The sequence below is a fragment of the Bradyrhizobium sp. 23AC genome, from assembly GCF_054863025.1.
Genome location: NZ_JAVAYN010000017.1, coordinates 118575 through 139328 on the forward strand (window position 1 = coordinate 118575; position 20754 = coordinate 139328).

At 64.7% G+C, this 20754-nt stretch carries 23 protein-coding genes, 1 pseudogene and 1 riboswitch; of the genes and pseudogenes, 13 read left to right on the forward strand and 11 right to left on the reverse strand.

Going from position 1 to position 20754, the window contains the following annotated elements; translation table 11 throughout:
* Positions 1–3: 3 nt before the first annotated feature.
* Positions 4–2682 (reverse strand): alanine--tRNA ligase, encoded by a 2679-nt coding sequence (alaS, locus tag RAD10_RS30840; RefSeq protein ID WP_461620448.1) that lies wholly within the window; start codon positions 2680–2682, stop codon positions 4–6.
* 233 nt (positions 2683–2915) lie between these two features.
* Positions 2916–3006, forward strand: a riboswitch (glycine riboswitch).
* Positions 3007–3150: 144 nt separating this feature from the next.
* Here alaS and gcvT point away from each other — a divergent pair.
* The 3 genes from gcvT (at position 3151) to gcvP (ending at position 7737) form a co-directional block, all read left to right on the forward strand.
* Positions 3151–4299, forward strand: a complete 1149-nt coding sequence (gene gcvT, locus RAD10_RS30845) for a glycine cleavage system aminomethyltransferase GcvT (RefSeq protein WP_461620508.1) — start codon at positions 3151–3153, stop codon at positions 4297–4299.
* Positions 4300–4309: 10 nt separating this feature from the next.
* A complete protein-coding gene (gene gcvH / locus RAD10_RS30850) occupies positions 4310–4678 on the forward strand; it encodes a glycine cleavage system protein GcvH (RefSeq protein WP_461620449.1) in 369 nt (122 codons plus the stop codon).
* Positions 4679–4857: 179 nt separating this feature from the next.
* Positions 4858–7737 carry an aminomethyl-transferring glycine dehydrogenase gene (gene gcvP / locus RAD10_RS30855; protein WP_461620509.1) on the forward strand — a complete coding sequence of 960 codons (2880 nt, stop codon included), beginning with the start codon at positions 4858–4860 and terminating at the stop codon, positions 7735–7737.
* Between the two features lie 285 nt (positions 7738–8022).
* On the opposite strand, the gene recA is transcribed toward gcvP, so the two are convergent.
* Entirely contained in the window at positions 8023–9111 is a 1089-nt protein-coding gene (gene recA / locus RAD10_RS30860) for a recombinase RecA (RefSeq protein ID WP_254142665.1), read from the reverse strand.
* A gap of 299 nt (positions 9112–9410) precedes the next feature.
* Between recA and RAD10_RS30865 the strand changes: the two genes are divergently transcribed.
* Both RAD10_RS30865 and RAD10_RS30870 read left to right on the forward strand, forming a co-directional pair.
* Complete coding sequence (locus RAD10_RS30865) at positions 9411–9611, forward strand: hypothetical protein (protein WP_461620450.1); 201 nt, start codon at positions 9411–9413, stop codon at positions 9609–9611.
* A gap of 154 nt (positions 9612–9765) precedes the next feature.
* Complete coding sequence (locus RAD10_RS30870) at positions 9766–9933, forward strand: hypothetical protein (protein WP_461620451.1); 168 nt, start codon at positions 9766–9768, stop codon at positions 9931–9933.
* Positions 9934–10587: 654 nt separating this feature from the next.
* Here the strand turns inward: RAD10_RS30870 and RAD10_RS30875 are convergent.
* Positions 10588–10845 (reverse strand): DUF2798 domain-containing protein, encoded by a 258-nt coding sequence (locus tag RAD10_RS30875; protein ID WP_461620452.1) that lies wholly within the window; start codon positions 10843–10845, stop codon positions 10588–10590.
* Positions 10846–11200: 355 nt separating this feature from the next.
* Here RAD10_RS30875 and RAD10_RS30880 point away from each other — a divergent pair, with 355 nt between their 5' ends.
* Both RAD10_RS30880 and RAD10_RS30885 read left to right on the forward strand, forming a co-directional pair.
* Positions 11201–11398, forward strand: a complete 198-nt coding sequence (locus RAD10_RS30880; protein WP_461620453.1) for a hypothetical protein — start codon at positions 11201–11203, stop codon at positions 11396–11398.
* A gap of 166 nt (positions 11399–11564) precedes the next feature.
* Positions 11565–11798: a DUF6894 family protein gene (locus tag RAD10_RS30885; RefSeq protein WP_028142812.1), complete on the forward strand. Its 234-nt coding sequence runs from the start codon at positions 11565–11567 to the stop codon at positions 11796–11798.
* Positions 11799–11807: 9 nt separating this feature from the next.
* Here the strand turns inward: RAD10_RS30885 and RAD10_RS30890 are convergent, their stop codons facing one another.
* Together RAD10_RS30890 and RAD10_RS30895 are read right to left on the reverse strand one after the other, a co-directional pair.
* Positions 11808–12062 (reverse strand): hypothetical protein, encoded by a 255-nt coding sequence (locus RAD10_RS30890; RefSeq protein WP_461620454.1) that lies wholly within the window; start codon positions 12060–12062, stop codon positions 11808–11810.
* Positions 12063–12189: 127 nt separating this feature from the next.
* Positions 12190–12486, reverse strand: coding sequence for a hypothetical protein (locus RAD10_RS30895; protein WP_091965475.1), 297 nt, complete (start codon positions 12484–12486; stop codon positions 12190–12192).
* Between the two features lie 366 nt (positions 12487–12852).
* Here RAD10_RS30895 and RAD10_RS30900 point away from each other — a divergent pair.
* Positions 12853–13315: pseudogene (locus RAD10_RS30900) on the forward strand (PaaI family thioesterase).
* Between the two features lie 133 nt (positions 13316–13448).
* On the opposite strand, the gene RAD10_RS30905 reads toward RAD10_RS30900, so the two are convergent.
* A complete protein-coding gene (locus RAD10_RS30905) occupies positions 13449–13742 on the reverse strand; it encodes an HdeA family protein (protein WP_461620455.1) in 294 nt (97 codons plus the stop codon).
* Between the two features lie 182 nt (positions 13743–13924).
* Between RAD10_RS30905 and RAD10_RS30910 the strand changes: the two genes are divergently transcribed.
* Positions 13925–14167, forward strand: a complete 243-nt coding sequence (locus RAD10_RS30910; protein ID WP_461620456.1) for a PilZ domain-containing protein — start codon at positions 13925–13927, stop codon at positions 14165–14167.
* A 44-nt stretch (positions 14168–14211) separates the two neighbouring features.
* On the opposite strand, the gene RAD10_RS30915 is transcribed toward RAD10_RS30910, so the two are convergent.
* Entirely contained in the window at positions 14212–16251 is a 2040-nt protein-coding gene (locus tag RAD10_RS30915; protein ID WP_461620457.1) for a pyrroloquinoline quinone-dependent dehydrogenase, read from the reverse strand.
* Between the two features lie 13 nt (positions 16252–16264).
* Entirely contained in the window at positions 16265–16489 is a 225-nt protein-coding gene (locus RAD10_RS30920) for a hypothetical protein (protein WP_028142807.1), read from the reverse strand.
* A 153-nt stretch (positions 16490–16642) separates the two neighbouring features.
* Here RAD10_RS30920 and RAD10_RS30925 point away from each other — a divergent pair, with 153 nt between their 5' ends.
* Positions 16643–17047 (forward strand): hypothetical protein, encoded by a 405-nt coding sequence (locus RAD10_RS30925; RefSeq protein WP_461620458.1) that lies wholly within the window; start codon positions 16643–16645, stop codon positions 17045–17047.
* 113 nt (positions 17048–17160) lie between these two features.
* Positions 17161–17487: a hypothetical protein gene (locus RAD10_RS30930; RefSeq protein ID WP_091965516.1), complete on the forward strand. Its 327-nt coding sequence runs from the start codon at positions 17161–17163 to the stop codon at positions 17485–17487.
* Positions 17488–17556: 69 nt separating this feature from the next.
* Here RAD10_RS30930 and RAD10_RS30935 read toward each other — a convergent pair whose 3' ends face one another.
* From RAD10_RS30935 to RAD10_RS30945, 3 genes are read right to left on the reverse strand one after another with little or no spacing between them, the layout of a single operon-like run.
* Positions 17557–17913, reverse strand: coding sequence for a carboxymuconolactone decarboxylase family protein (locus RAD10_RS30935; protein WP_461620459.1), 357 nt, complete (start codon positions 17911–17913; stop codon positions 17557–17559).
* 23 nt (positions 17914–17936) lie between these two features.
* Entirely contained in the window at positions 17937–18404 is a 468-nt protein-coding gene (locus tag RAD10_RS30940; protein ID WP_461620460.1) for a DUF6691 family protein, read from the reverse strand.
* 5 nt (positions 18405–18409) lie between these two features.
* Positions 18410–18838: a YeeE/YedE family protein gene (locus RAD10_RS30945; protein WP_461620461.1), complete on the reverse strand. Its 429-nt coding sequence runs from the start codon at positions 18836–18838 to the stop codon at positions 18410–18412.
* Between the two features lie 94 nt (positions 18839–18932).
* Here RAD10_RS30945 and RAD10_RS30950 point away from each other — a divergent pair, with 94 nt between their 5' ends.
* Entirely contained in the window at positions 18933–19250 is a 318-nt protein-coding gene (locus RAD10_RS30950) for an ArsR/SmtB family transcription factor (protein WP_461620462.1), read from the forward strand.
* A gap of 31 nt (positions 19251–19281) precedes the next feature.
* Entirely contained in the window at positions 19282–20721 is a 1440-nt protein-coding gene (gene ccoG / locus RAD10_RS30955) for a cytochrome c oxidase accessory protein CcoG (protein WP_461620463.1), read from the forward strand.
* Positions 20722–20754 lie beyond the last annotated feature (33 nt).

The window sequence follows — 20754 nt, forward strand, 5'->3', positions numbered from 1 at the left end:
GCCTCACGCGCCCGCCATCGCTTTTTCGATCGCGCTCAGCGCCTCGGTCGCCTTGGCGCCATCAGGGCCGCCGGCCTGCGCCATGTCCGGCCGGCCACCGCCGCCCTTGCCGCCGAGCGCCTCGGAGGCGACACGCACGAGGTTGACCGCATTGAAGCGCGAGGTGAGGTCCGCGGTGACGCCGACCACGATGCCGGCCTTGCCGTCCTCGGTGACGCCGACGATGGCGACGACGCCGGAGCCGATCTGCTTCTTGCCGTCGTCGGCGAGGCTCTTGAGATCCTTCATCTCGATGCCCTCGACCGCGCGCGCCATCAGCTTGACGTTGCCGACCTCGCGCACGCCGCTGGCTGCGCCATTGCTGGCAGCAGCGCCGCCGCCCATCGCCAGCTTCTTGCGGGCGTCGGAGAGCTCGCGCTCGAGCTTCTTGCGCTCCTCCATCAGCGCGGTGATGCGCGCGGGGACGTCGTCGAGCGACGTGCGCAGCTCGTTCGCCGCGGTCTTGGCCAGCGCCATGGTCTCGTTGGCGTGCCGGCGCGCATAATTGCCGGTCAGCGCCTCGATACGGCGCACGCCCGAAGCAACCGCGCTCTCGCCGGTGAGCGTGATCAGGCCGATGTCGCCGGTGCGCCGCACATGGGTGCCGCCGCAGAGCTCGACCGACCAGCCGAGCGCGTTGGCGCCGCGCTCGCGCGCGGTCCGGCCCATCGAGACGACGCGGACCTCGTCGCCGTATTTCTCGCCGAACAGCGCACGCGCTCCGGCTTCGCGGGCTTCATCCACGCCCATCACGCGGGTGGTGACCTCGTCATTCTCCAGCACCACGTCGTTGGCGATGTCCTCGACCCGGGCCAGCTCCTCCGCCGTGATCGGCTTCGGATGCACGAAGTCGAAGCGCAGGCGATCTGGCGCGACCATCGAGCCGCGCTGGGCGATGTGGTCGCCGAGCACCTGGCGCAGCGCCTCGTGGATGAGATGCGTCGCCGAATGATGCGCCCGGATCGAAGAGCGCCTGGAATGATCGACCTCGAGCTGCAGCGCGGTGCCGAGCTTCAGCTCGCCGCTCTCCACGTTGCCGACATGCACGAAGAAATCGCCGAGCTTCTTCTGCGTGTCGGTGACGCGGAACTTGATGCCGCCCTCGCCCGTGAGCACGCCGATGTCCCCGACCTGGCCGCCGGACTCCGCGTAGAACGGCGTCTGGTTCAGCACGATCGCACCGGTCTCGCCGGCCTTCAGGCTGGCGACCTCCGCACCGTCCTTTACCAGCGCGGACACCACGCCTTCGGCGCTCTCGGTCTCGTAGCCCAGGAATTCGGTGGCCCCGAGCTTTTCGCGCAGCGGGAACCAGATCGCCTCGGACGCAGCTTCCCCGGACCCCTTCCAGGACTCGCGCGCCTTGGCTTTCTGCCGCTCCATCGCATCGGAGAAGGAAGCCTGGTCGACGCTGATGCCGCGCGACTTCAGCGCGTCTTGCGTCAGGTCGAGCGGGAAGCCGTAGGTGTCATACAGCGTGAAGGCGACGTCGCCATCGAACATGTCGCCCTTTTTCAAGGACGCGCTCTTCTCGTCGAGGATGGCAAGGCCGCGGGTCAGCGTCTTGCGGAAGCGGGTCTCTTCCAGCCGCAGCGTTTCCTCGATCAGATTCTCCGCGCGCATCAAGTCGGGATAGGCCTGGCCCATCTCGCGGACCAGCGCCCAGACCAGCCGATGCATCAGCGGCTCTTTCGCACCGAGCAACTGCGCATGGCGCATCGCGCGGCGCATGATCCGGCGCAGCACGTAGCCGCGGCCCTCGTTCGAGGGCAGCACGCCGTCCGCGACCAGGAAGGCCGAAGAGCGCAAATGATCGGCGATGACGCGGAACGAGGCGACGGTCTGCTCGTTCGGCCCGCTGCCGAGCGCGGACGATGTCGCATCGATCAAATGGCGGAACAGATCGGTCTCGAACACGCTGTCGACGCCCTGCATGATGCAGGCCATGCGCTCCAGGCCCATGCCGGTGTCGATCGAGGGACGCGGCAGATCCACGCGCTCCTCCTTCGTCACCTGCTCATATTGCATGAACACGAGATTCCAGAATTCGAGGAAGCGGTCGCCGTCCTCTTCCGGCGAGCCCGGAGGTCCGCCCCAGATGTGATCGCCGCGATCGATGAAGATCTCCGAGCACGGGCCGCACGGGCCGGTGTCGCCCATCGCCCAGAAATTGTCGGAGGTCGGGATGCGGATGATGCGGTCGTCGGAGAAGCCGGCGATCTTCTTCCAGAGCCCGTGCGCCTCGTCGTCGGTGTGGTAGACGGTGACGAGCAGCTTGTCCTTGTTGAGCCCGAAGTCCTTCGTGATCAGCTTCCAGGCGAGCTCGATCGCGCGCTCCTTGAAATAATCGCCGAACGAGAAGTTGCCGAGCATCTCGAAGAAGGTGAGATGGCGCGCGGTGTAGCCGACATTGTCGAGGTCGTTGTGCTTGCCTCCGGCGCGCACGCATTTCTGCGACGTGGTGGCGCGCTGATAGGGCCGCTTCTCGACGCCGGTGAAGACGTTCTTGAACTGCACCATGCCGGCATTGGTGAACATCAACGTCGGATCGTTGCGCGGCACCAATGGCGAGGACGACACGATCTCGTGGCCGTTCTCGGCAAAGAAGTTCAGAAAGGTCGACCTGATCTCGTTGACGCCGCTCATGTTCATCCAATCGGGTGTGCTTGGACCCGCTATAGGCCATCCAAACCTGACATTTAGGCTGATATCTGCGGGCCACAGCGCTTTTAGACAAGGCCAGCTTCGCTGTCCAGAAACTGTGCAAGGAGATCAGAGGGTTGCCGCAGCCGCTCAATCCCCTTTGCAATCCCGTTGATAGGGCAAGCGGACGCGTTGACAGGCTTGGCCGCCCTGTGGTCTGTACCCATCTGTATCGTACGGCCACGTCGGGAGAGACCGGCTTTAGGCAGCCGGCGCCGAAGGAGCAACCGCCCCGGAAACTCTCAGGCAAAAGGACCGCGTGGCTTTGACAGCATCTGGAAAGAGGCGCCGACGGGATTAGACCCGGATGGCTCCCGCCGACGGGATAATACTCTCAGGCACAGCGACAGATGGGGCTTCGACTGGTGTCCTCAGGGAATCGTCCCGGGGGAACCGCCGAGGGCCCCTGTGATGCTAGCGCGCGACGACCAAGATTCCCTGAAACGTACGCCCCTTCATGGGCTTCATGTCTCCCTGGGCGGCAAGATGGTGCCGTTCGCGGGCTATGACATGCCCGTGCAATACCCCGCGGGCGTGCTGAAGGAGCACCTCCATACCCGGACCTCCGCCGGCCTGTTCGACGTCTCCCATATGGGCCAGATCGCGCTCAGGCCGAAATCCGGCAGGGTCGAGGACGCCGCCCGCGCGCTGGAACGGCTGGTGCCGCAGGATATCGTGGCGATCGCGCCGGGACGGCAGCGCTACGCCCAGTTCACCAACGCCGATGGCGGAATTCTGGACGACCTGATGGTCGCCAATTTCGGCGATCACCTCTTCCTGGTCGTCAACGCCGCCTGCAAGGACGCCGACGAGGCGCATCTGCGCGCGAATCTCTCTGAAGACTGCGTCATCGATTCCCTCACAGACCGTGCGCTGATCGCGCTGCAGGGGCCGAAGGCCGAGGCGGCGCTGGCGAAATTGTGTGCAGAGGCGCCCGCCATGAAGTTCATGGACTCCGGCCCCCGCAAGGTGGCCGGCCTCGACTGTTTCGTCTCGCGCTCCGGCTACACCGGCGAGGACGGTTTTGAAATTTCGGTTCCCGCAGCCGATGCCGAACGTCTCGCCAAAGCTCTGCTCGAAAACACCGATGTGCTGCCGATCGGCCTGGGGGCCCGCGACAGCCTGCGGCTGGAAGCCGGGCTCTGCCTCTACGGCCACGACATCGACACCATGACCACGCCGGTCGAGGCCGCGCTGGAATGGTCGGTGCAGAAGTCGCGCCGCAGCGGCGGTGCGCGCGCCGGCGGCTTTCCCGGCGCCGAAAAAATCCTCGCCCATTTCGACAACGGCGCGGCCCGCCGCCGCGTCGGCCTGCTTGCCCAGGGACGCGCGCCGGTCCGCGAGGGCGCGCGACTGTTTGCTGACAGCGCCGGCGGCGAGCCGATCGGACAAGTCACATCGGGCGGTTTCGGCCCAAGCCTGAATGCGCCGGTCGCGATGGGCTATGTGCCCACCGCATCGAGCGCGCTCGGCACACAACTCTTCGCCGAGGTGCGCGGCCAGCGTCTGCCGGTCGCTGTCGCGGCCATGCCCTTCGTCAAGAACACCTACAAACGCTGAGGATTCGAGAATGACCACGACGCTGTACACCACCGACCATGAATGGCTCGCCATCGAGGGTGACGTCGCCACCGTCGGCATCACCGACTACGCCCAGCAGCAGCTCGGCGACGTCGTGTTTGTCGAACTGCCCAAGGTCGGCCGCACCCTGAAGAAGGCGGAAGCCGCCGCCGTGGTTGAGTCCGTCAAGGCGGCCTCGGACGTGTACGCGCCCGTGACCGGCGAAGTGCTCGAGACCAACGCCGAGCTCGCGGCCGAGCCGGCGATGGTGAACTCGGATGCGCAAGGCAAGGCCTGGTTCTTCAAGATCAAGATGGCCGACAAGGGCGAGCTCGGCGGCCTCATGGATGAAGCCGCCTACAAGGCACATACGGCGTGAGATGACGAGAACGGCCGCCCCATACTCGGTGTCATCACCCGCGAAGGCGGGTGATCCAGTACGCCGCGGCCCATCGGCTCAATCACAACCGCCTGCGTTTACCGGATGCCCCGCCCCAGTGCGCAATTGCGCACAAGGCGGGGCATGACACCGACAGATGATTTAAGCGAGGACCCATGATGACCGCGCACCGCAAATCCAACGGCGACACCGCAAGCTTCGTTCGCCGCCACATCGGCCCGTCCTCCCGCGATGTCACCGCGATGCTCGAGGCCGTCGGCGCTAGAAGCGTCGACGCCCTGATGGCGGAGACGCTGCCGGCCTCGATCCGGCAGGCCGCCCCGCTCGATCTCGGCAAGCCGCTCAGCGAGACCGAGGCGATCGCGCATATGGGCGAGCTCGCAGCCCAGAACCAGGTCTTCACCTCGCTGATCGGCCAAGGCTATTCCGGAACGATTTTGCCCGCGGTGATCCAGCGCAACATCCTGGAGAATCCGGCCTGGTACACGGCGTACACGCCCTACCAGCCCGAGATCAGCCAGGGCCGGCTGGAGGCGCTGCTCAACTTCCAGACCATGATCTGCGACCTCACCGGGCTCGACGTCGCCAACGCCTCGCTGCTCGACGAGGCCACCGCCGCGGCGGAAGCGATGGCGCTCGCGGAGCGGCATTCGCAGGTGAAGGCGCAAGCCTTCTTCGTCGACAAGGACGTGCATCCGCAGACGCTGGCTGTGATGCGCACCCGCGCCGAGCCGCTGGGCTGGACCCTGATCGTCGGCGATCCCCTCACCGATCTCACTGGGAGTGACGTGCTCGGCGCGCTGCTGCAATATCCGGGCTCTTCGGGCGCGGTGCGCGACCTCAGGCCCGCGATCGCAACACTAAAGGCCAAGGGCGCGCTCGCGATCGTTGCCGCCGATCTGCTGGCCCTGACGCTGCTCGCCTCGCCCGGCGAGCTCGGCGCCGACATCGCGATCGGCTCGGCGCAGCGTTTTGGCGTGCCGATGGGTTATGGCGGACCGCACGCGGCCTATATGGCGGTGCGCGATGCGCTGAAGCGCTCGCTGCCCGGCCGCATCGTCGGCCTCTCCGTGGATTCCCGCGGGATGCCGGCCTATCGCCTCGCGTTGCAGACCCGCGAGCAGCACATCCGCCGCGAGAAGGCGACCTCGAACATCTGCACCGCGCAGGTGCTGCTGGCCGTGATCGCCTCGATGTATGCGGTCTATCACGGCCCCGAAGGCCTGACCCAGATCGCCCGCAATGTGCATCGCCGCGCCGCCGTGCTCGCGAGCGGCCTGCGCAAGCTCGGCTTCGCGCCTGATAGCGAAGACTTCTTCGACACGATCAGCGTCGATGCCGGCGCCAAGCGCGCCGAAATCGTCGCACGCGCGGCGGCCGAGAAGATCAATCTCGGCGTCGGCGCCACCAGCTTGCGCATCGCGCTCGACGAGACCACGACGCCCGCGACGGTCGAAGCGGTCTGGCGCGCCTTCGGCGGCAAGCTCGCCTATGCCGAGTTAGAGGCGACCACGCGCGAGGCGCTGCCGGAGGCGCTGAAGCGCGCGACCTCCTTCCTCACCCATCCCGTCTTCCACGCGCATCGCTCGGAGACCGAGATGCTGCGCTACATGCGCAAGCTCAGTGACCGCGACCTCGCGCTCGACCGCGCGATGATCCCGCTCGGTTCGTGCACCATGAAGCTGAACGCGACCACCGAGATGATGCCGCTGACCTGGCCGGAGTTCGGCTCGCTGCATCCGTTCGTCCCGCGGGAGCAGGCCAAGGGCTATCACGCGCTGTTCGCGCGCCTGGAAAAATGGCTGTGCGACATCACCGGCTATGACGCGATCTCGCTGCAGCCGAATTCGGGCGCGCAGGGCGAATACGCCGGACTTCTTGCCATCCGGGGCTACCATGCCGCGCGTGGCGAGACGCATCGCAAGATCTGCCTGATCCCCTCCTCCGCCCACGGCACCAACCCGGCTTCGGCCGCGATGGTCGGCATGGACGTGGTGGTGGTCGCCTGCGAGAAGAACGGCGACGTCGACGTCAATGATCTCCGCGCCAAGGCCGAGAAGCATTCCAAGGATCTCGCTGCGGTCATGATCACCTATCCCTCGACGCACGGCGTGTTCGAGGAGCACATCCGCGAGATCTGCGACATCGTGCACGGCCATGGCGGCCAGGTGTATCTGGACGGCGCCAACCTCAACGCGCAGGTCGGCCTTAGCAGGCCCGGCGATTACGGCGCCGATGTCAGCCATCTCAATCTGCACAAGACCTTCTGCATCCCGCATGGCGGCGGCGGCCCCGGCATGGGCCCGATCGGCGTGAAGGCGCATCTGACGCCGTTCCTGCCAAGTCATCCTGAAAATCGTCATCCGGCGACCCAAGGCGACGCACCGGTCGGCCCGGTCTCGGCCGCGCCGTTCGGTTCGGCCTCGATCCTCACCATCTCCTACATCTACATCCTGATGATGGGCGGTGAAGGCCTGAAGCGTGCCACCGAGATCGCGATCCTCAACGCCAATTACATCGCCGCGCGCCTCGATCCGCATTTCCCGGTGCTCTACAAGAACGCCAAGGGCCGCGTCGCCCATGAGTGCATCGTCGATCCCCGTCCGCTGAAGAATACGAGCGGCGTCACCGTCGACGACATCGCCAAGCGCCTGATCGATTACGGCTTCCACGCGCCGACCATGAGCTTCCCGGTGCCGGGCACGCTGATGATCGAGCCGACCGAATCGGAGTCGAAGGCCGAGCTGGATCGTTTTTGTGATGCCATGATCGCGATCCGGAAAGAAATCGCCGAGGTCGAAGCCGGCCGTTTCAAGATCGAGGCCTCACCGCTGCGCCACGCTCCGCACACCGTTCACGACATCGCCGACGATGATTGGAAGCGCGCCTACACCCGCACTGAGGGCTGCTTTCCCGCCGGCACTTCGCGCACCGACAAATATTGGTGCCCCGTGGGCCGCGTCGACAACGTCTACGGCGATCGCAACCTGGTGTGCTCCTGCCCGCCGGTGAGCGATTACGCGGAAGCCGCGGAGTAAGACACAACGGAGGTCTCGTAGCGTGGGCAAAGCGAAGGTGCCCACCACCTTTGCATGACGTGAAAGATCGTGGGCACGGCGCTTACGCGCCTTTGCCCACCCTACGGCTCCTGACCTAAAGCGCGATCAACGAGCGACTCTCCTCGGACGAACTGGTCAGAATTATCCGTTTCATCGTCGGCGCGCCCCACCCTCACCCTCACCCAAAACGAAACGGGCACTGACGACGTCGGCAACTCAACGTCTTCAGCGCCCGCTCCTCGCGAAAAACTTTCGCGTTAGGTCTTACTCGTCCGCCGGCTCCTCGCCGTCGGCGTCGCTCTCGGGCGTGCCGGCCAAAATCTGCTCGGAGATCAGGCCGGAGTTCTGGCGGATCGAGGTCTCGATCTTGGCGGTGATGTCGGGGTTGGCCTTCAGGAACGCTTTCGAGTTCTCGCGGCCTTGGCCGAGGCGCTGGCTGTCATAGGAGAACCAGGCGCCAGACTTCTCGACGATGCCGGCCTTGACGCCGAGATCGAGGATCTCGCCCATCTTGGAGACGCCCTCGCCGTACATGATGTCAAACTCGACCTGCTTGAAGGGCGGCGCCAGCTTGTTCTTCACCACCTTCACGCGCGTGGTGTTGCCGACCACTTCGTCGCGCTCCTTAATCGCGCCGATGCGGCGGATGTCGAGCCGGACGGAGGCGTAGAACTTCAGCGCGTTGCCGCCGGTCGTGGTTTCCGGCGAGCCGTACATCACGCCGATCTTCATGCGGATCTGGTTGATGAAGATCACCATGGTGTTGGACTTGTTGATGGAGGCGGTCAGCTTGCGCAGCGCCTGGCTCATCAGACGCGCCTGCAGACCCGGCAGCGCATCACCCATCTCGCCCTCGAGCTCGGCCTTCGGCACCAGCGCGGCGACCGAATCGATCACCATGACGTCGACCGCACCCGAGCGCACCAGCGTGTCGCAGATTTCCAGCGCCTGCTCGCCGGTATCGGGCTGCGAGATCAGGAGCTCGTCGATATTGACGCCGAGCTTGCGGGCATAGACCGGGTCGAGCGCGTGCTCGGCGTCGATGAAGGCGCAGATGCCGCCCTTCTTCTGCGCTTCCGCCACCGTGTGCAGCGCCAGCGTGGTCTTGCCCGACGATTCCGGCCCGTAGATCTCGACGATGCGTCCCTTGGGCAGGCCGCCGATGCCGAGCGCGATATCGAGCCCGAGCGAGCCTGACGACACCGCCTCAATGTCCATGGACCGGTCGTTCTTGCCGAGCTTCATCACCGAGCCCTTGCCGAACTGGCGCTCGATCTGGGAGAGCGCGGCGGCCAGAGCTTTACTCTTGTCCATGGAAGATCCTTCGACGATACGCAGGGCAGTGGCGGACATTGGGTCGTGCTCCTTATGGCGAGGATTCGCGTGAGGGACAAACGATTGGCGAGGCGGCTCGTCGATAAAAGTAGCGTACCCCATTTGTTCTAGGTTCGCAATATGTTCTTTTGCGGATTTGGGGGTTTGTCAGTGAGCATCTCCACGTCCCCCTCCCCATTCGCGTTGTGCACACAACTGCACAGACGCGGCTCCCGTTAATTGTCCTTAATGGGCCATCACCGCACGAACCGTGGCCACTATCGGTGATGAGAACGCCGATTGCGCTCCCGCCTTCCTCACACGGAAAGGAGCGCGCCATGTCCAAGCGGCGACGTTTCAAGCAGCAGCTGACGCTTCAAGACCGACTCTCCGCATGGGTGAAACAGGTCGAGGAACAGGCCTCCAGGCTTCCACCCGGGCCCGAGCGGGACGCTCTGCTCAAGAAGGCCCGTCAGGCCGACGTCGCCAATCATCTGCACGACTGGGTCATACCCCCCGGGCTGCAACCGCCAAAATAACAGGGCTGCCCAACGTCCTTCCCCGGCCGAAACTGACGCGCATCAAAGACGCATGGCCCGGCCGCCGTCAGAATTCCGCAATCCTGCGGCACCGAACCTTTTCGCGGTCTCGGGCCTTCTCCAAGATGGGACCGCAACTCTGGGGACCTCAGTCATGACGGACAACACGGACCGCGATACGATCAGGCGCAATCCCCTGCTGGAGGCGGCGCATGAGGAGCTGATGAAGTTCGAGCGCCAGGAAAACGAATTCCGCAAGAAGGACCGCCAAGAGCGCGCCGCCGAGCTCCACCTTCCCCTGAACGAAATCAAGATCCACTAGACCCAACCGGGGGCTTCCCAAGCTGACAAGAGCGCGCCGGCGATACGGCTGGCCGGAAGCGGTCGCCCCATCACCGCAAGCTGTCGGCAGCCCCAGTCGAGTCGATTTGAACGGCCCACAGACCGCATCGCGCGCGATGACGGTATCTAAACACCGAATTTAAGTTACTGAGAGGACAACGGAATTTCCATGCCGCCTACTGTGCATGGGGTTGTTTTCCAGTTTTGAGAATGCGGCATGCCCCGTCCCATCAGCGCAGGGGACGGCCGTCGCCCGCACGCCTGTCCTAAAGCAGCGCCAGCAGCACCAGGCCAATCACCAGCACCACGAAGCCAGCCGCTGTCGCGGCGGCGAATGACCGCTCTACGTTATCCATGATGCCACCCCGTGGTCGGCGTGCCACGTTTCCCCCATGGCTGCGCCGAACGCTGTGGAATCTTGCCGACGGGTGTGTCCGCAGTTGTGCGAACGGATGTCGAAATTGGGACCGGTGCGGGGCCAGTCTGCGGCCTCGGCGGTCGGCCGGGAAATCTGTCGCCTGTCAGGCTGCCGTAAGCGGAGCCGGCTAGGATGATGAGGCTATGGTGTTGCAGCCCAGCACCTCAGCCTCCAATAACTTTTTGCCCCGTCTGGCTCTCCCCAGACGGGGTTTTTTCATGCCTGCCGGGCGGTTCGCGGGTCCCGCTCCTCCTGCGTCAGGAGCAGCGAGAAGGTGCGGATCGCGGGCGCAGCCAGCAGCACGATCGGCAACATCGCGGCCCATGCGATCAGCCACGACACCATCCAGTGCCCGACGAAGCTCATCGCGCTGCCCGCGGGCAGGCTGGCGATCCCCGCCGCGATCAGCGAGGTCAGTCCGGACTGGATGATTCCAAAGACGAAATGACTGTAGCGGCGGGGAATGCCGAGCATTGACGGGCCCTTGCTGTTTTTGCCGTCGCCAGACCAAGCAAGGCATATGCCGCCGCTTGCACGGAAACCGGTAACCCTCCGCGGGGGCCCCTGCGGCCCGTCCGATTCGGCGTACCGACGCAGTCGGGTGCAGCCCAGGAACTTTGTTCATGGTCGGAGAACCACGGGTATGCGACAGCCTTACTGTCTCACGGACCGGCGTCTTTCGAGAACCGGCTTCGCTTGTTTCGGCGTAGGCGCGCTTTCGAGATATCCCCGAACTGTCCGGGGCTTACCGACAAAATCTGCTTGTCTCTGGAATATTGGGACGCCCAACATGTTTGCAGTCATGGAGAGTGAATCGTGGGAGGTCGCCATGAATCACAGGGGCGTCGAGTTCACCGTCGCCAAGACGGCGATTCCCGGAATCTGGCAGTGGCAGTTCCGCATCGGCGAGCAGGTCAAGACCGGCAAGACCGAGACGAAAATCGACCTGTTGGCGATTCGGCGCGTGCAGCTGCGCATCGACCGGGAGCTGAAGCGATCGGCCGGGCGGCCTGAACCGGCCGGATGAAAGTCGGCATCGGATGGCGCCTTCTGCGCCGCTGCACCACGGCTGGCGGTTGCGGCGGAACATCATCCGTAGCCGCCCGGAATTGATCTGACGGTGGTTTGGGATTGGACTGCGCGCGCCCATGGCCCTGGGGACGAGGCCATCACGCGCGCGATCGGTGCCAGCTATGCCGTTGTATTTCTTTCGAATCCGGAATGGAAGTTACTCCGGCTGCGCCGATCAGGCGACGGAATTTGCCGATCGCAATTCGGCCTGGAAAGAGATGACCAATGTCTGCGCCGACATGACGGCCGGCATTGCCCGCAAGCTCCAGGAAAATTCCGAATGGCACATGGAGCTGCTGGACGAGACCAAGGAGCCCGTGTTCCGGATCCGCATCGTTGCCGAAACCCTCGACTAGCAAGCAGCTTCAATCCGCGCTGGGCAGCCGCCGCATGGTGAATTCGATGTCGCCGCCGGGCAGCTCGCGCCAGCTCTCGACCGCGCTCATATAGCCGGCCTTGGGGTAGCGGGCGAAGAAGGCCTGCGCCCTTTCCCGCGCCGCCGCGCGCGGCAGCGTGAAGGTCTCGCGCAGATAGCCGTCGCCGACCGTTTGGCCCGGCTTGCCGGCGATCTTGCGCCGGCCCGCCATCCGCTCGGCGAGATCCCGCGGACGGTCGGCCATGTCCTCCTCCTCTACGCGCTACGCTCAGCCAAATGTAGGGCGTGGGCGGGACGAAGAGGAGTCCCGTCCGAAAGGCGTTGTGCTGCCCCCGGACGGAGCTGCGGTCAGTTGGCGACCGCGCCGCTCGTCAGTTGGCGGCCGTGCCGCTCTTGGACTTCTTCGGCGCGCTGGTTGCGGCCGAGGCCTTCGGCGCCGCCGGCTGCTTCGGCGGATCGGCGCGCATGCCGCCCCAGGGATCGTTGGAGGTCTTGGAATCCGGGATCTTCTTCAGCGTTTCCTTGTAGGCCTTGTCACGCTCGGCTTCCGCCGCCTTCTCCTCGGGGGTCTTGCTCGGGGCGTCCTGCAGCAAATTCAGATTGGGCATTTGCGCATAGGCAGGTCCCGCCAGCACGGCCAGCACCGCGGCCAAACGGAAAAGCTTCATCGTCTACTCCTTGATCATCCATGGAGGCACGGTTCGCCCGTGCCTGGTCATCCTTGTCGCGGCCGGTCGCGACCGCCGAGGCCCGCTAGAGCCGATCCGATCTGCACGATTTCGGCGCATGCAGCCAGTCGTCCCAGATCGGACCGCATTTGGTGCACCCGCTCAGCGCGAGGCCGAGCGCGGCCATACAAAAGACGAGGACACACCGACGCAACATCATCCACCCATACCCCGAGCAAGCCATCATATCGGGCCAAGTCAGGCATTTTCAAGCCGACGGGACCGGCGCCAGACCGGGTGACTTTGCCGCGCCGATGCGCGCACAATGGGTCGAAACATCCGGCAATACAGGAGAGCCCGCCAGCAATGCAAATGCAGCCAGACACCGAATTCGGCCTCTCCGACGCCAGACGCATCCTCGGCGATTATTGCGCCCTGGGTCCAGGATCTCAATCTCGCGGTCGAGCGCCTCGAGCACGTGCAGCCGGCGGATGCGCCGGACTGGCAGCCCGGCGCACTCCTGCGCATGCCGTTTTCGGAGCGCTTGTGCCGGAACGGCGGCATGGTCTGCGGCCAAGCCCTGATGGCGCTCGCCGACACCGCGATGGTGATCGCGAACCTCGCGGCCAATCGCGGCTACCGCCCCATGACCACGGTCGACCAGACCACGCATTTCATGCGCGCGGTCTCCTCAACGGACGTGCTGGCGGACGCGCGCGTGGTGCGGCTCGGGCGCACCATGAGCTTTGGCCGCGTCACGCTGCTCTCGGCGACCGACAACAAACCGATCGCAATGGTATCGAGCGCGTTCGCGATGCTGCCGGGCTGAGCAGCATCTCAAAAGAAGAGAGCCGCGTGGGCGCAAAGCGCACCGCGGCTCTCCATCACGATCGTGTCGAAGCAAGAGACCGAAGCGCGATTGCATCCTCGCTTCGGTTTGCACGCTTCATGACTTGCCGAGATTATTTTCCGAGCACTTCGTCGGCCGCGGTGACGATGCTGGCGGTCGGATTCTTTCCGCAATAGGCACCGAACTTCTTGGCGTTCTCGATGAACAGGTCGGTGTCGATGATCGCGTTGTCCTCGTCGCCCTTGTACCAGCCGTCCATCCAGGTCAGCACGACCTGGATGTTGTCTTCGCCGCTATCGAGGAACTGCTTGCAGCTCATGGTCGAGAGGTCCCACTTGACGGCGTGGGCGGGCATCGACGACAGCGAGAACGCGGCGGCGAGCAAAATCGAAAGCGTGGTCTTCATCAGTATCTCCATCGGCGCGTAGCGCCATAAAAGAAGAGCGTGTGGGGAAAGTCGGCGGAGAGATTCTCCGCGTCAACGTCGTAAACGAAGTCTGAAGCGCTGTGCAAGTAGCGCCAGTATTGAGTTTAGTTCAACGTAATTTCTATGCACTACTTCACAATCATCATGATGGACCAACGCGGATGATCGAGAAGCGTTCAGCGCAGCGGCACCGTGTTTTCAAGGGTGGAACGATCACCTTTGAAAGCAGCGGCATCCCCTGCACCGTGCGAAACATGTCAGCGGGCGGCGCGGCGATCGACCTCGATACCCCCGTCACATTGCCGCAATCGTTCACGCTATCGATCGCGCGCGACGATTTCGTCCGGAATTGTCGCACAGTTTGGCGCAGTGACAAGCGCGTCGGCCTCGCCTTCGTGCAATAACGCGCGCGATGTGAACGAACGTTCGCATCGCATCCACAATACGATTATGATTGCGTGATACGACGACGACGGCGACGCCAGCGCAGGCTTGCGATCACGAGCGCGGCGATTGCGATTCCGATCGCCGCCGATGCCCCGAAAAATCGGCCACCGGGACGATCGATGGTGCGCGACCACAATGTCGGCGCTTCGCCGGGCCGCGCCAGGCGGAACGCGACCACGCTATCGCCGATCGAGGTGCCGACTTCGGAGTGGCCGCCGGCGCCGATCGCGACGTATTGCTCGCCCTTCCACAGATAGGTCATGGGATTGGCGACGCCGGGCACTGGCAGCCGTCCCTGCCACAGCTCCCTGCCGCTTCGCGCATCGAAGGCGCGCAGATAAGCATCCATCGCGCCGCTGAAGACGAGACCGCCCGCCGTGACCGCCAGTCCGTTGACGAGAGGCGCGCCCCAGGGCAGCGGCGCGCCGAGTGGTGCCAAGTCTTCGGTGGTCCCGACGGTCGAACGCCAGAGGATCTTGCCGGCCTTCAGATCGACCGCAACCATCTCGCCCCAGGGCGGCTTGTTACAGAGCAGACCGAGCGGCGACATCATTACCGCGCGCGACATCGCAAACGGCGCGCCGCGCTGCTGGCCGAAATCATGCCCCGGCGGCGGATTGAATCCGGCAGCCTCCGTGCGCGGGATCAGCCTGATGAGATGAACGGCGCGCCCGGTGTTGGCGTAGAGAATCTGCCGGACCGGATCGAAGGCCGCGCTGCCCCAGTTCACGCCGCCGCCGGTGAAAGGAAACTCCAGCGTGCCCTGCACGGAAGGCGGCGTGAACAGCCCCTCGTTGCGCGCCTCCGTGAACAGGCGCTCGCAGGACGAGGGGCGCAGTTCCGGCAACAGCGAGAGCGCGTCGTCGGTCGAGATCGCCTGTGATGTCAGTGCCGGCACATGCGTCGGAAACGGCTGCGTCGGCGACAACGTCTCCCCTTCCGCGCCGCCCTGCGGCACCGCGCGTTCTTCCACCGGCCAGACCGGCTTGCCGCTGTCGCGGTCGAGCACGAAGACAAAACCTTGCTTGGTCGGCTGGATCACGACGTCGCGCTGGCCATCACCGGCATCGAGGCGCGCGAGCGTCGGCTGCGCCGCCAGATCGTAATCCCAGACGTCGTGATGCACGGTCTGGAATGCCCATGCGAGCTCACCGGTCTCGATGCGCAATGCGACCACCGAATTGGCGTGCTCGTTGTTGCCCGGCCGCTTGCCGCCCCAGAAATCCGGCGACGGCGAGGACGTCGGCAGGAACACCAGGCCGCGCCCCGCGTCGACCGACATCGGCGCCCAGACATTGGCGTGCCCGGCTTCGATGCCGTCACGCTTGAGCGGCTCGAAGCTCCAGCGCGCCCGGCCGGTGCGGGCGTCGAACGCACGTACGACGCCGCTCGGCGCATCGACGCGTCGGTTGTCGGAGATCGAGGAGCCGACCACGACGACATCCCGGCCAACGGCCGGCGGCGAGGTGATCTGGAACTCGCCGGGCCATTCCAGGGCAATACCGATATCGAGCTTCACCTCGCCGGCATTGCCGAAACCGGCACAGGGAATTCCCGTCTTCGCGTCCAGCGCGATCAGGCGGACGTCGTTCGTGCCCATGAAGATGCGCGATCGACAGGCGGCATTCGCGGGCGCCTCATCGTCGGTCCAGTGGGTTACGCCGCGGCAGACGTAACGATTGGCGGGACGCTGATTGGTCGCGATCTTCGGATCGTAACGCCATTTCTGCGCGCCCGTGCCGGGATCGAGGGCAATCACCTCGTTGAAGGGCGAGCAGAAGATCAGGCTGTCCTCGACGAACAGCGGCGTTGCCTGGAATTTGGTCCGCCGCATCACCTCCGGCGGGCGCACCGTGAGATCGCCGGTGCGGAATTCGAAGGCCCGAACCAGATTGCCGACATTGTCGGGCGTGATCTGTTGCAGTGGCGAGAAGCGCGAGCCGCCTGCATCGCCGCCCCAACTCTCCCAGGCCGCGCTTGGCCGCGCGAGAAACAGCAGCAGCGCAACGAGCCCGATCGAAAATCGCAGGCCGGTCCGCAACGCTCGCCTCGCCCTATTTCGGCTTCTTGGCGGGTTCACTCGGACGGGCCCCGCCCCACGGGTCGTACTTGTCCTTGGGCTCGGGAATGCGCTCGAGCGCGGCCTTGTAGGCTTTCTCGTCGACCTTGGGCTTGTTGTCCGCCGGTTTAGCTCCGTCATTGGGTGGCCGCCGGCCCTGCGCCTGCGCCGAGGCAACCGTCAGCGCCATGACCGCAGCCGCTATGACCAAAATCCTCATTGGTGCAATCCCCCTCGTCTGGGGTACAAACTTAGCCTGCAATTCCGGAATATGAAATGCCGCGAGTTCCAGCACTTCAGCAAAACTTGATCGCCGGGGACTTCGCCGGATCGCATTCCTGCCTATCTGTTGGCCCGCAGGGGACCTTCACGGATGTTGCGGATCATTGCTCATGCGGCGCTGCTCGCCGGCGCGCTCGCGCTCGGCGCCTGCGGCGTTGCCGACAGCCGCGCGCCAGTGCCGGAATTCATGCGCATGAAGGAAACCGAGCAGCCGCCGCCTGAACCCGCCCCCGACGTCAAGCGCGTGGTGCGCGAGCAGATCGACGTCGTCTTCCTCACCACCTCCTATCCGCGCGAGGTGCACGTCGCTTCGCCCCATCGCGAGGTGCGCGGGCCAGGCTGGACCGCCTGCGTCCGCGCCCAGCTCACCTCCGCGACCGGCACCTCGCTCGGCGCTCAGACCTACATCGTGACGATATCGGGCGGAAAGGTGGTCGATCGCCGCCGGGCGGAAGCCGACGACATCTGTGGAACGGAAACCTACGAGCCGATCTAGCAGCGAATCCGCGCAACAAAGCTCCGGTTCCGGGAAAAACCAGCATCGCAACCGGGAACGATCGCCGCCTCCCCTTCTTGTTACCGCCGAGGGCAGTTTCGGTGGAGGACACGATGAAGACATTTACGATTGCGCTGTTGGCGGGTGTCGGCGCGCTGGCCGCGGCAACCGGTGCCAAGGCGGCGGACATCTATTCGACCAGCGAATACACGAACTCCGATCTCATTCAGGAAGTCCGGCTTGTCTGTGACGACGCCGGCAATTGCTACCGCACCCGCGGCGGCTCGCGCGTGATCGTGCGCGACTCCTACGCGACCATGCCGCGCGATCGCTATTATGAGCGACGCACCTATCGCGACTGGGACGATGGTCCGCGTGCAGGCGTCGGCATCCGGACACCCGGCGTCAGCGTGGGCGTCGGTGTCGGCGACCGCTGGTAGTTGATAGATTCAGCATGGGCGGGACCGGGCGAGACAACTCGCCCGGTCCCGTCACGTGATTGAATCGGATCAGGCGGCGACCGATTGGTGCTGAAACTGCTCGTAGGCCGCGATCGCATCGGCGGCATACATCAGCGACGGTCCGCCGCCCATGTAGACGGCCATGCCGAGCGTCTCCTCGACCTCCTGACGCGTCGCGCCGAGCTTGACGAGGGCTTCGGTGTGAAAGCCGATGCAGCCGTCACAACGCGCGGCGACACCGAGCGCCAGCGCAATGAGTTCCTTGGTCTTCTTGTCCAGTGCACCCTCGTGCGTGGCGGCCTGGGCGAGTGCGGAAAATCCCTTCATCGTCTCGGGAATGTCGCTCCGCAGCTTACGCATATTGGCGGAGATTTGCCTGACGATGTCGGGATAGTTCTTGTCCATGATCTTTACTCTCTGCAGTGACTTCAGGTTTCGAGCGGATCGGCCGGCGCGACGAAGCGCGTCAGCGACGGCAGGTGGGCGACAAAGCGTGCGAGCACCATGCCGGCACACATCGCCGCGACGAAGATGAAGGCCGAAGAAGACCCGAACCCGAGCGCGGTCAGCGCCGGCCCCGGACAGAAGCCGGCCAATCCCCAGCCGATACCGAAGATCGCCGGACCTGCGACGATTCTGAGATCGATATCGTTTCGCGTCGGGAGGAAAAATCGTTCGGCAAAGAACGGACGCGCGCGCCGCAGGACGCGATTGAAGCCGATGAAGGTCACGGCCACCGCGCCGGCCATCACGAAGGCAAGGCTCGCATCCCATGTCCCGGCCGGAATGCCGCCGACGTCGAGGAAATTCAGAACCTTCGCCGGGTCGGACATGCCGGAGACGATCAGGCCGAGACCGAAGATCAGGCCGATCACGAATTGAACGAGAATGGCCATCGGCGTCAGCTCCAGTGCCGCATCACGAAGACGGTCGCCATGCCGGCTGCCATGAAGGTCACGGTCGCGACCAGCGACCGCGTGGAGAGCCGGGACAGGCCGCAGACGCCGTGGCCCGAGGTGCAGCCGCTGCCCCACACCGAGCCAAAGCCGGTGAGCAGGCCGCCGACAACCAGGATTGCCGTGCCCGCCTCGATCGTCTGCGGCGGCAGGCTTCCCGTGGCGAGCCGCATCAGCACGGGCGCGGCGACAAGACCCGCGACGAAGGCGAGCCGACCGGCGAACTCGCCGTCCTCATAGGGCGGAAACAACTGTGCCGCGATGCCGCTGACGCCGGCGACCCGTCCCTTCGCCCACATCAGCAGAACGGCTGACAGGCCGATCAGCACGCCGCCCACAAGCGAAGCCATTGGTGTGAAAGACGTTGCAACCATTCGACCCTCCGGCCCGAGAGTGCCCTTCACGGGCGGCGAACACCATTATTTAAGTTGTTTCTTATTTTCGAATATACTAATATACAAACCGACCATGAATCGCAAGCCCCGCAATCAGGAATTGATCGCTCTGGAGGAGAAAGCCGAAGAGGCCTCCCGCCTCCTCACCGCCATGGGCAATCCCAAGCGCCTGCTGGTTCTCTGCAACATGCTCGACGGCGAAAAGTCCGTCGGCGAACTCGCCGAGATCGCGGGCCTGTCCTCGGCGGCGCTATCGCAGCATCTCGGCAAGATGCGCGCATTGAGCCTGGTCAAACCCAGGCGGGACGGCCAGACGATATACTACAGCATCGCGAGCCGGGAAGTCCGCGTGGTGCTGGAGACGCTGTACCGCCTCTTCTGCGCACCCTAGGACTTCGCCGGCGCAAACGCGGGAGCGCGGCATGACCGACGACACCTTCATCGAAGGACCTCTCTACGAGAAGCGCAGGAAGGTCTATCCGCAATCGGTCCACGGGCCGTTCCGCCGCATCAAATGGGCGATCCTCTGCATCACGCTCGGGATCTATTATCTCTTGCCGTTCGTGCGCTGGAACCGCGGTCCTGGCCTGCCCGACCAGGCGGTGCTGATCGACCTGCCGCATCGCCGCTTCTATTTCTTCTTCATCGAGCTGTGGCCGCAGGAGGTGTATTACTTCACAGGTCTGCTCATCATCGCAGCGATGGCACTGTTCCTGATGAACGCAGTCGCGGGGCGACTGTGGTGCGGCTATTTGTGCCCGCAGACGGTGTGGACCGATTTGTTCTATGCCGTGGAGCGCTGGGTCGAAGGTGACCGGCGCGAGCGCATGCAGGGCGACAAGCGCTACTGGACGTTCGACCACATCCGAAAGGTCGCGCTCAAACACTTCCTCTGGATCATGATCGCCTGGTGGACCGGCGGCGCCTGGGTACTGTATTTCGACGACGCGCCGACGCTGGTGAAGGAGCTCGCCACCTTCCAGGCCCCGTTCATCGCCTATCTCTGGATCGGGATCCTGACCGCGACAACCTATGTCTTTGCCGGCCACGCCCGCGAGCAGATGTGCATCTACATGTGCCCGTGGCCGCGCATCCAGGCGGCATTGACCGACGAATGGGCCCTCAACGTCACCTATCGCCGCGACCGCGGCGAGCCGCGCATGTCGGTGAAGAAGGCGGAAGCCGCCCGCGCCCATGGCGATTTCGCCGGCGATTGCGTCGACTGCCACCAATGCATCAATGTCTGCCCGACCGGCGTCGACATCCGCCACGGCATCCAGCTCGGCTGCATCCAGTGCGGCCTGTGCATCGATGCCTGCGACAACGTTATGCGCGAGATCGGCCGGCCCAAGGGCCTGATCGGCTACGACACCGACATCAACATGCAGCGCCGGCGCGACGGCAAGCCGCCGATCTATCGCATCGTTCGCCCACGCACGCTGATCTATACCGCGGCCATTGCCGTCGTCGGCGGCATCATGGTCTACACCCTCGCCACGCGCGCGACCATGGACGTCAACGTGCTGCACGAGCGCAATCCTCTGTTCGTTCAGCTCTCGGACGGCGGCGTGCGCAACGATTACATCGTGCGCATCCTCAACAAGGGCGCACAGCGATCGTTTGCGATCGAGGTCTCCGGATTGCCCGGCGCGAGCATCCGGGTTGCGGGCATCGAAGCCGCTCCCGATGGCAAGCCCGTCGTCGAGGTCGGACAGGACCAGACCCGCGAGGTCAGACTGTCGGTGCAGGTCGGGCCCGCCGATCTGCCGAAGACCTCGCGCGATCTCGAGGTCACGATCACCGATACCGCCAGCGGTGGACGGGCAAGCGCCCGTGATCACTTCCTGCCCGGCGACAAATAAGGTCTGCGTTGAGCATCCGGCCACGGATGCTCA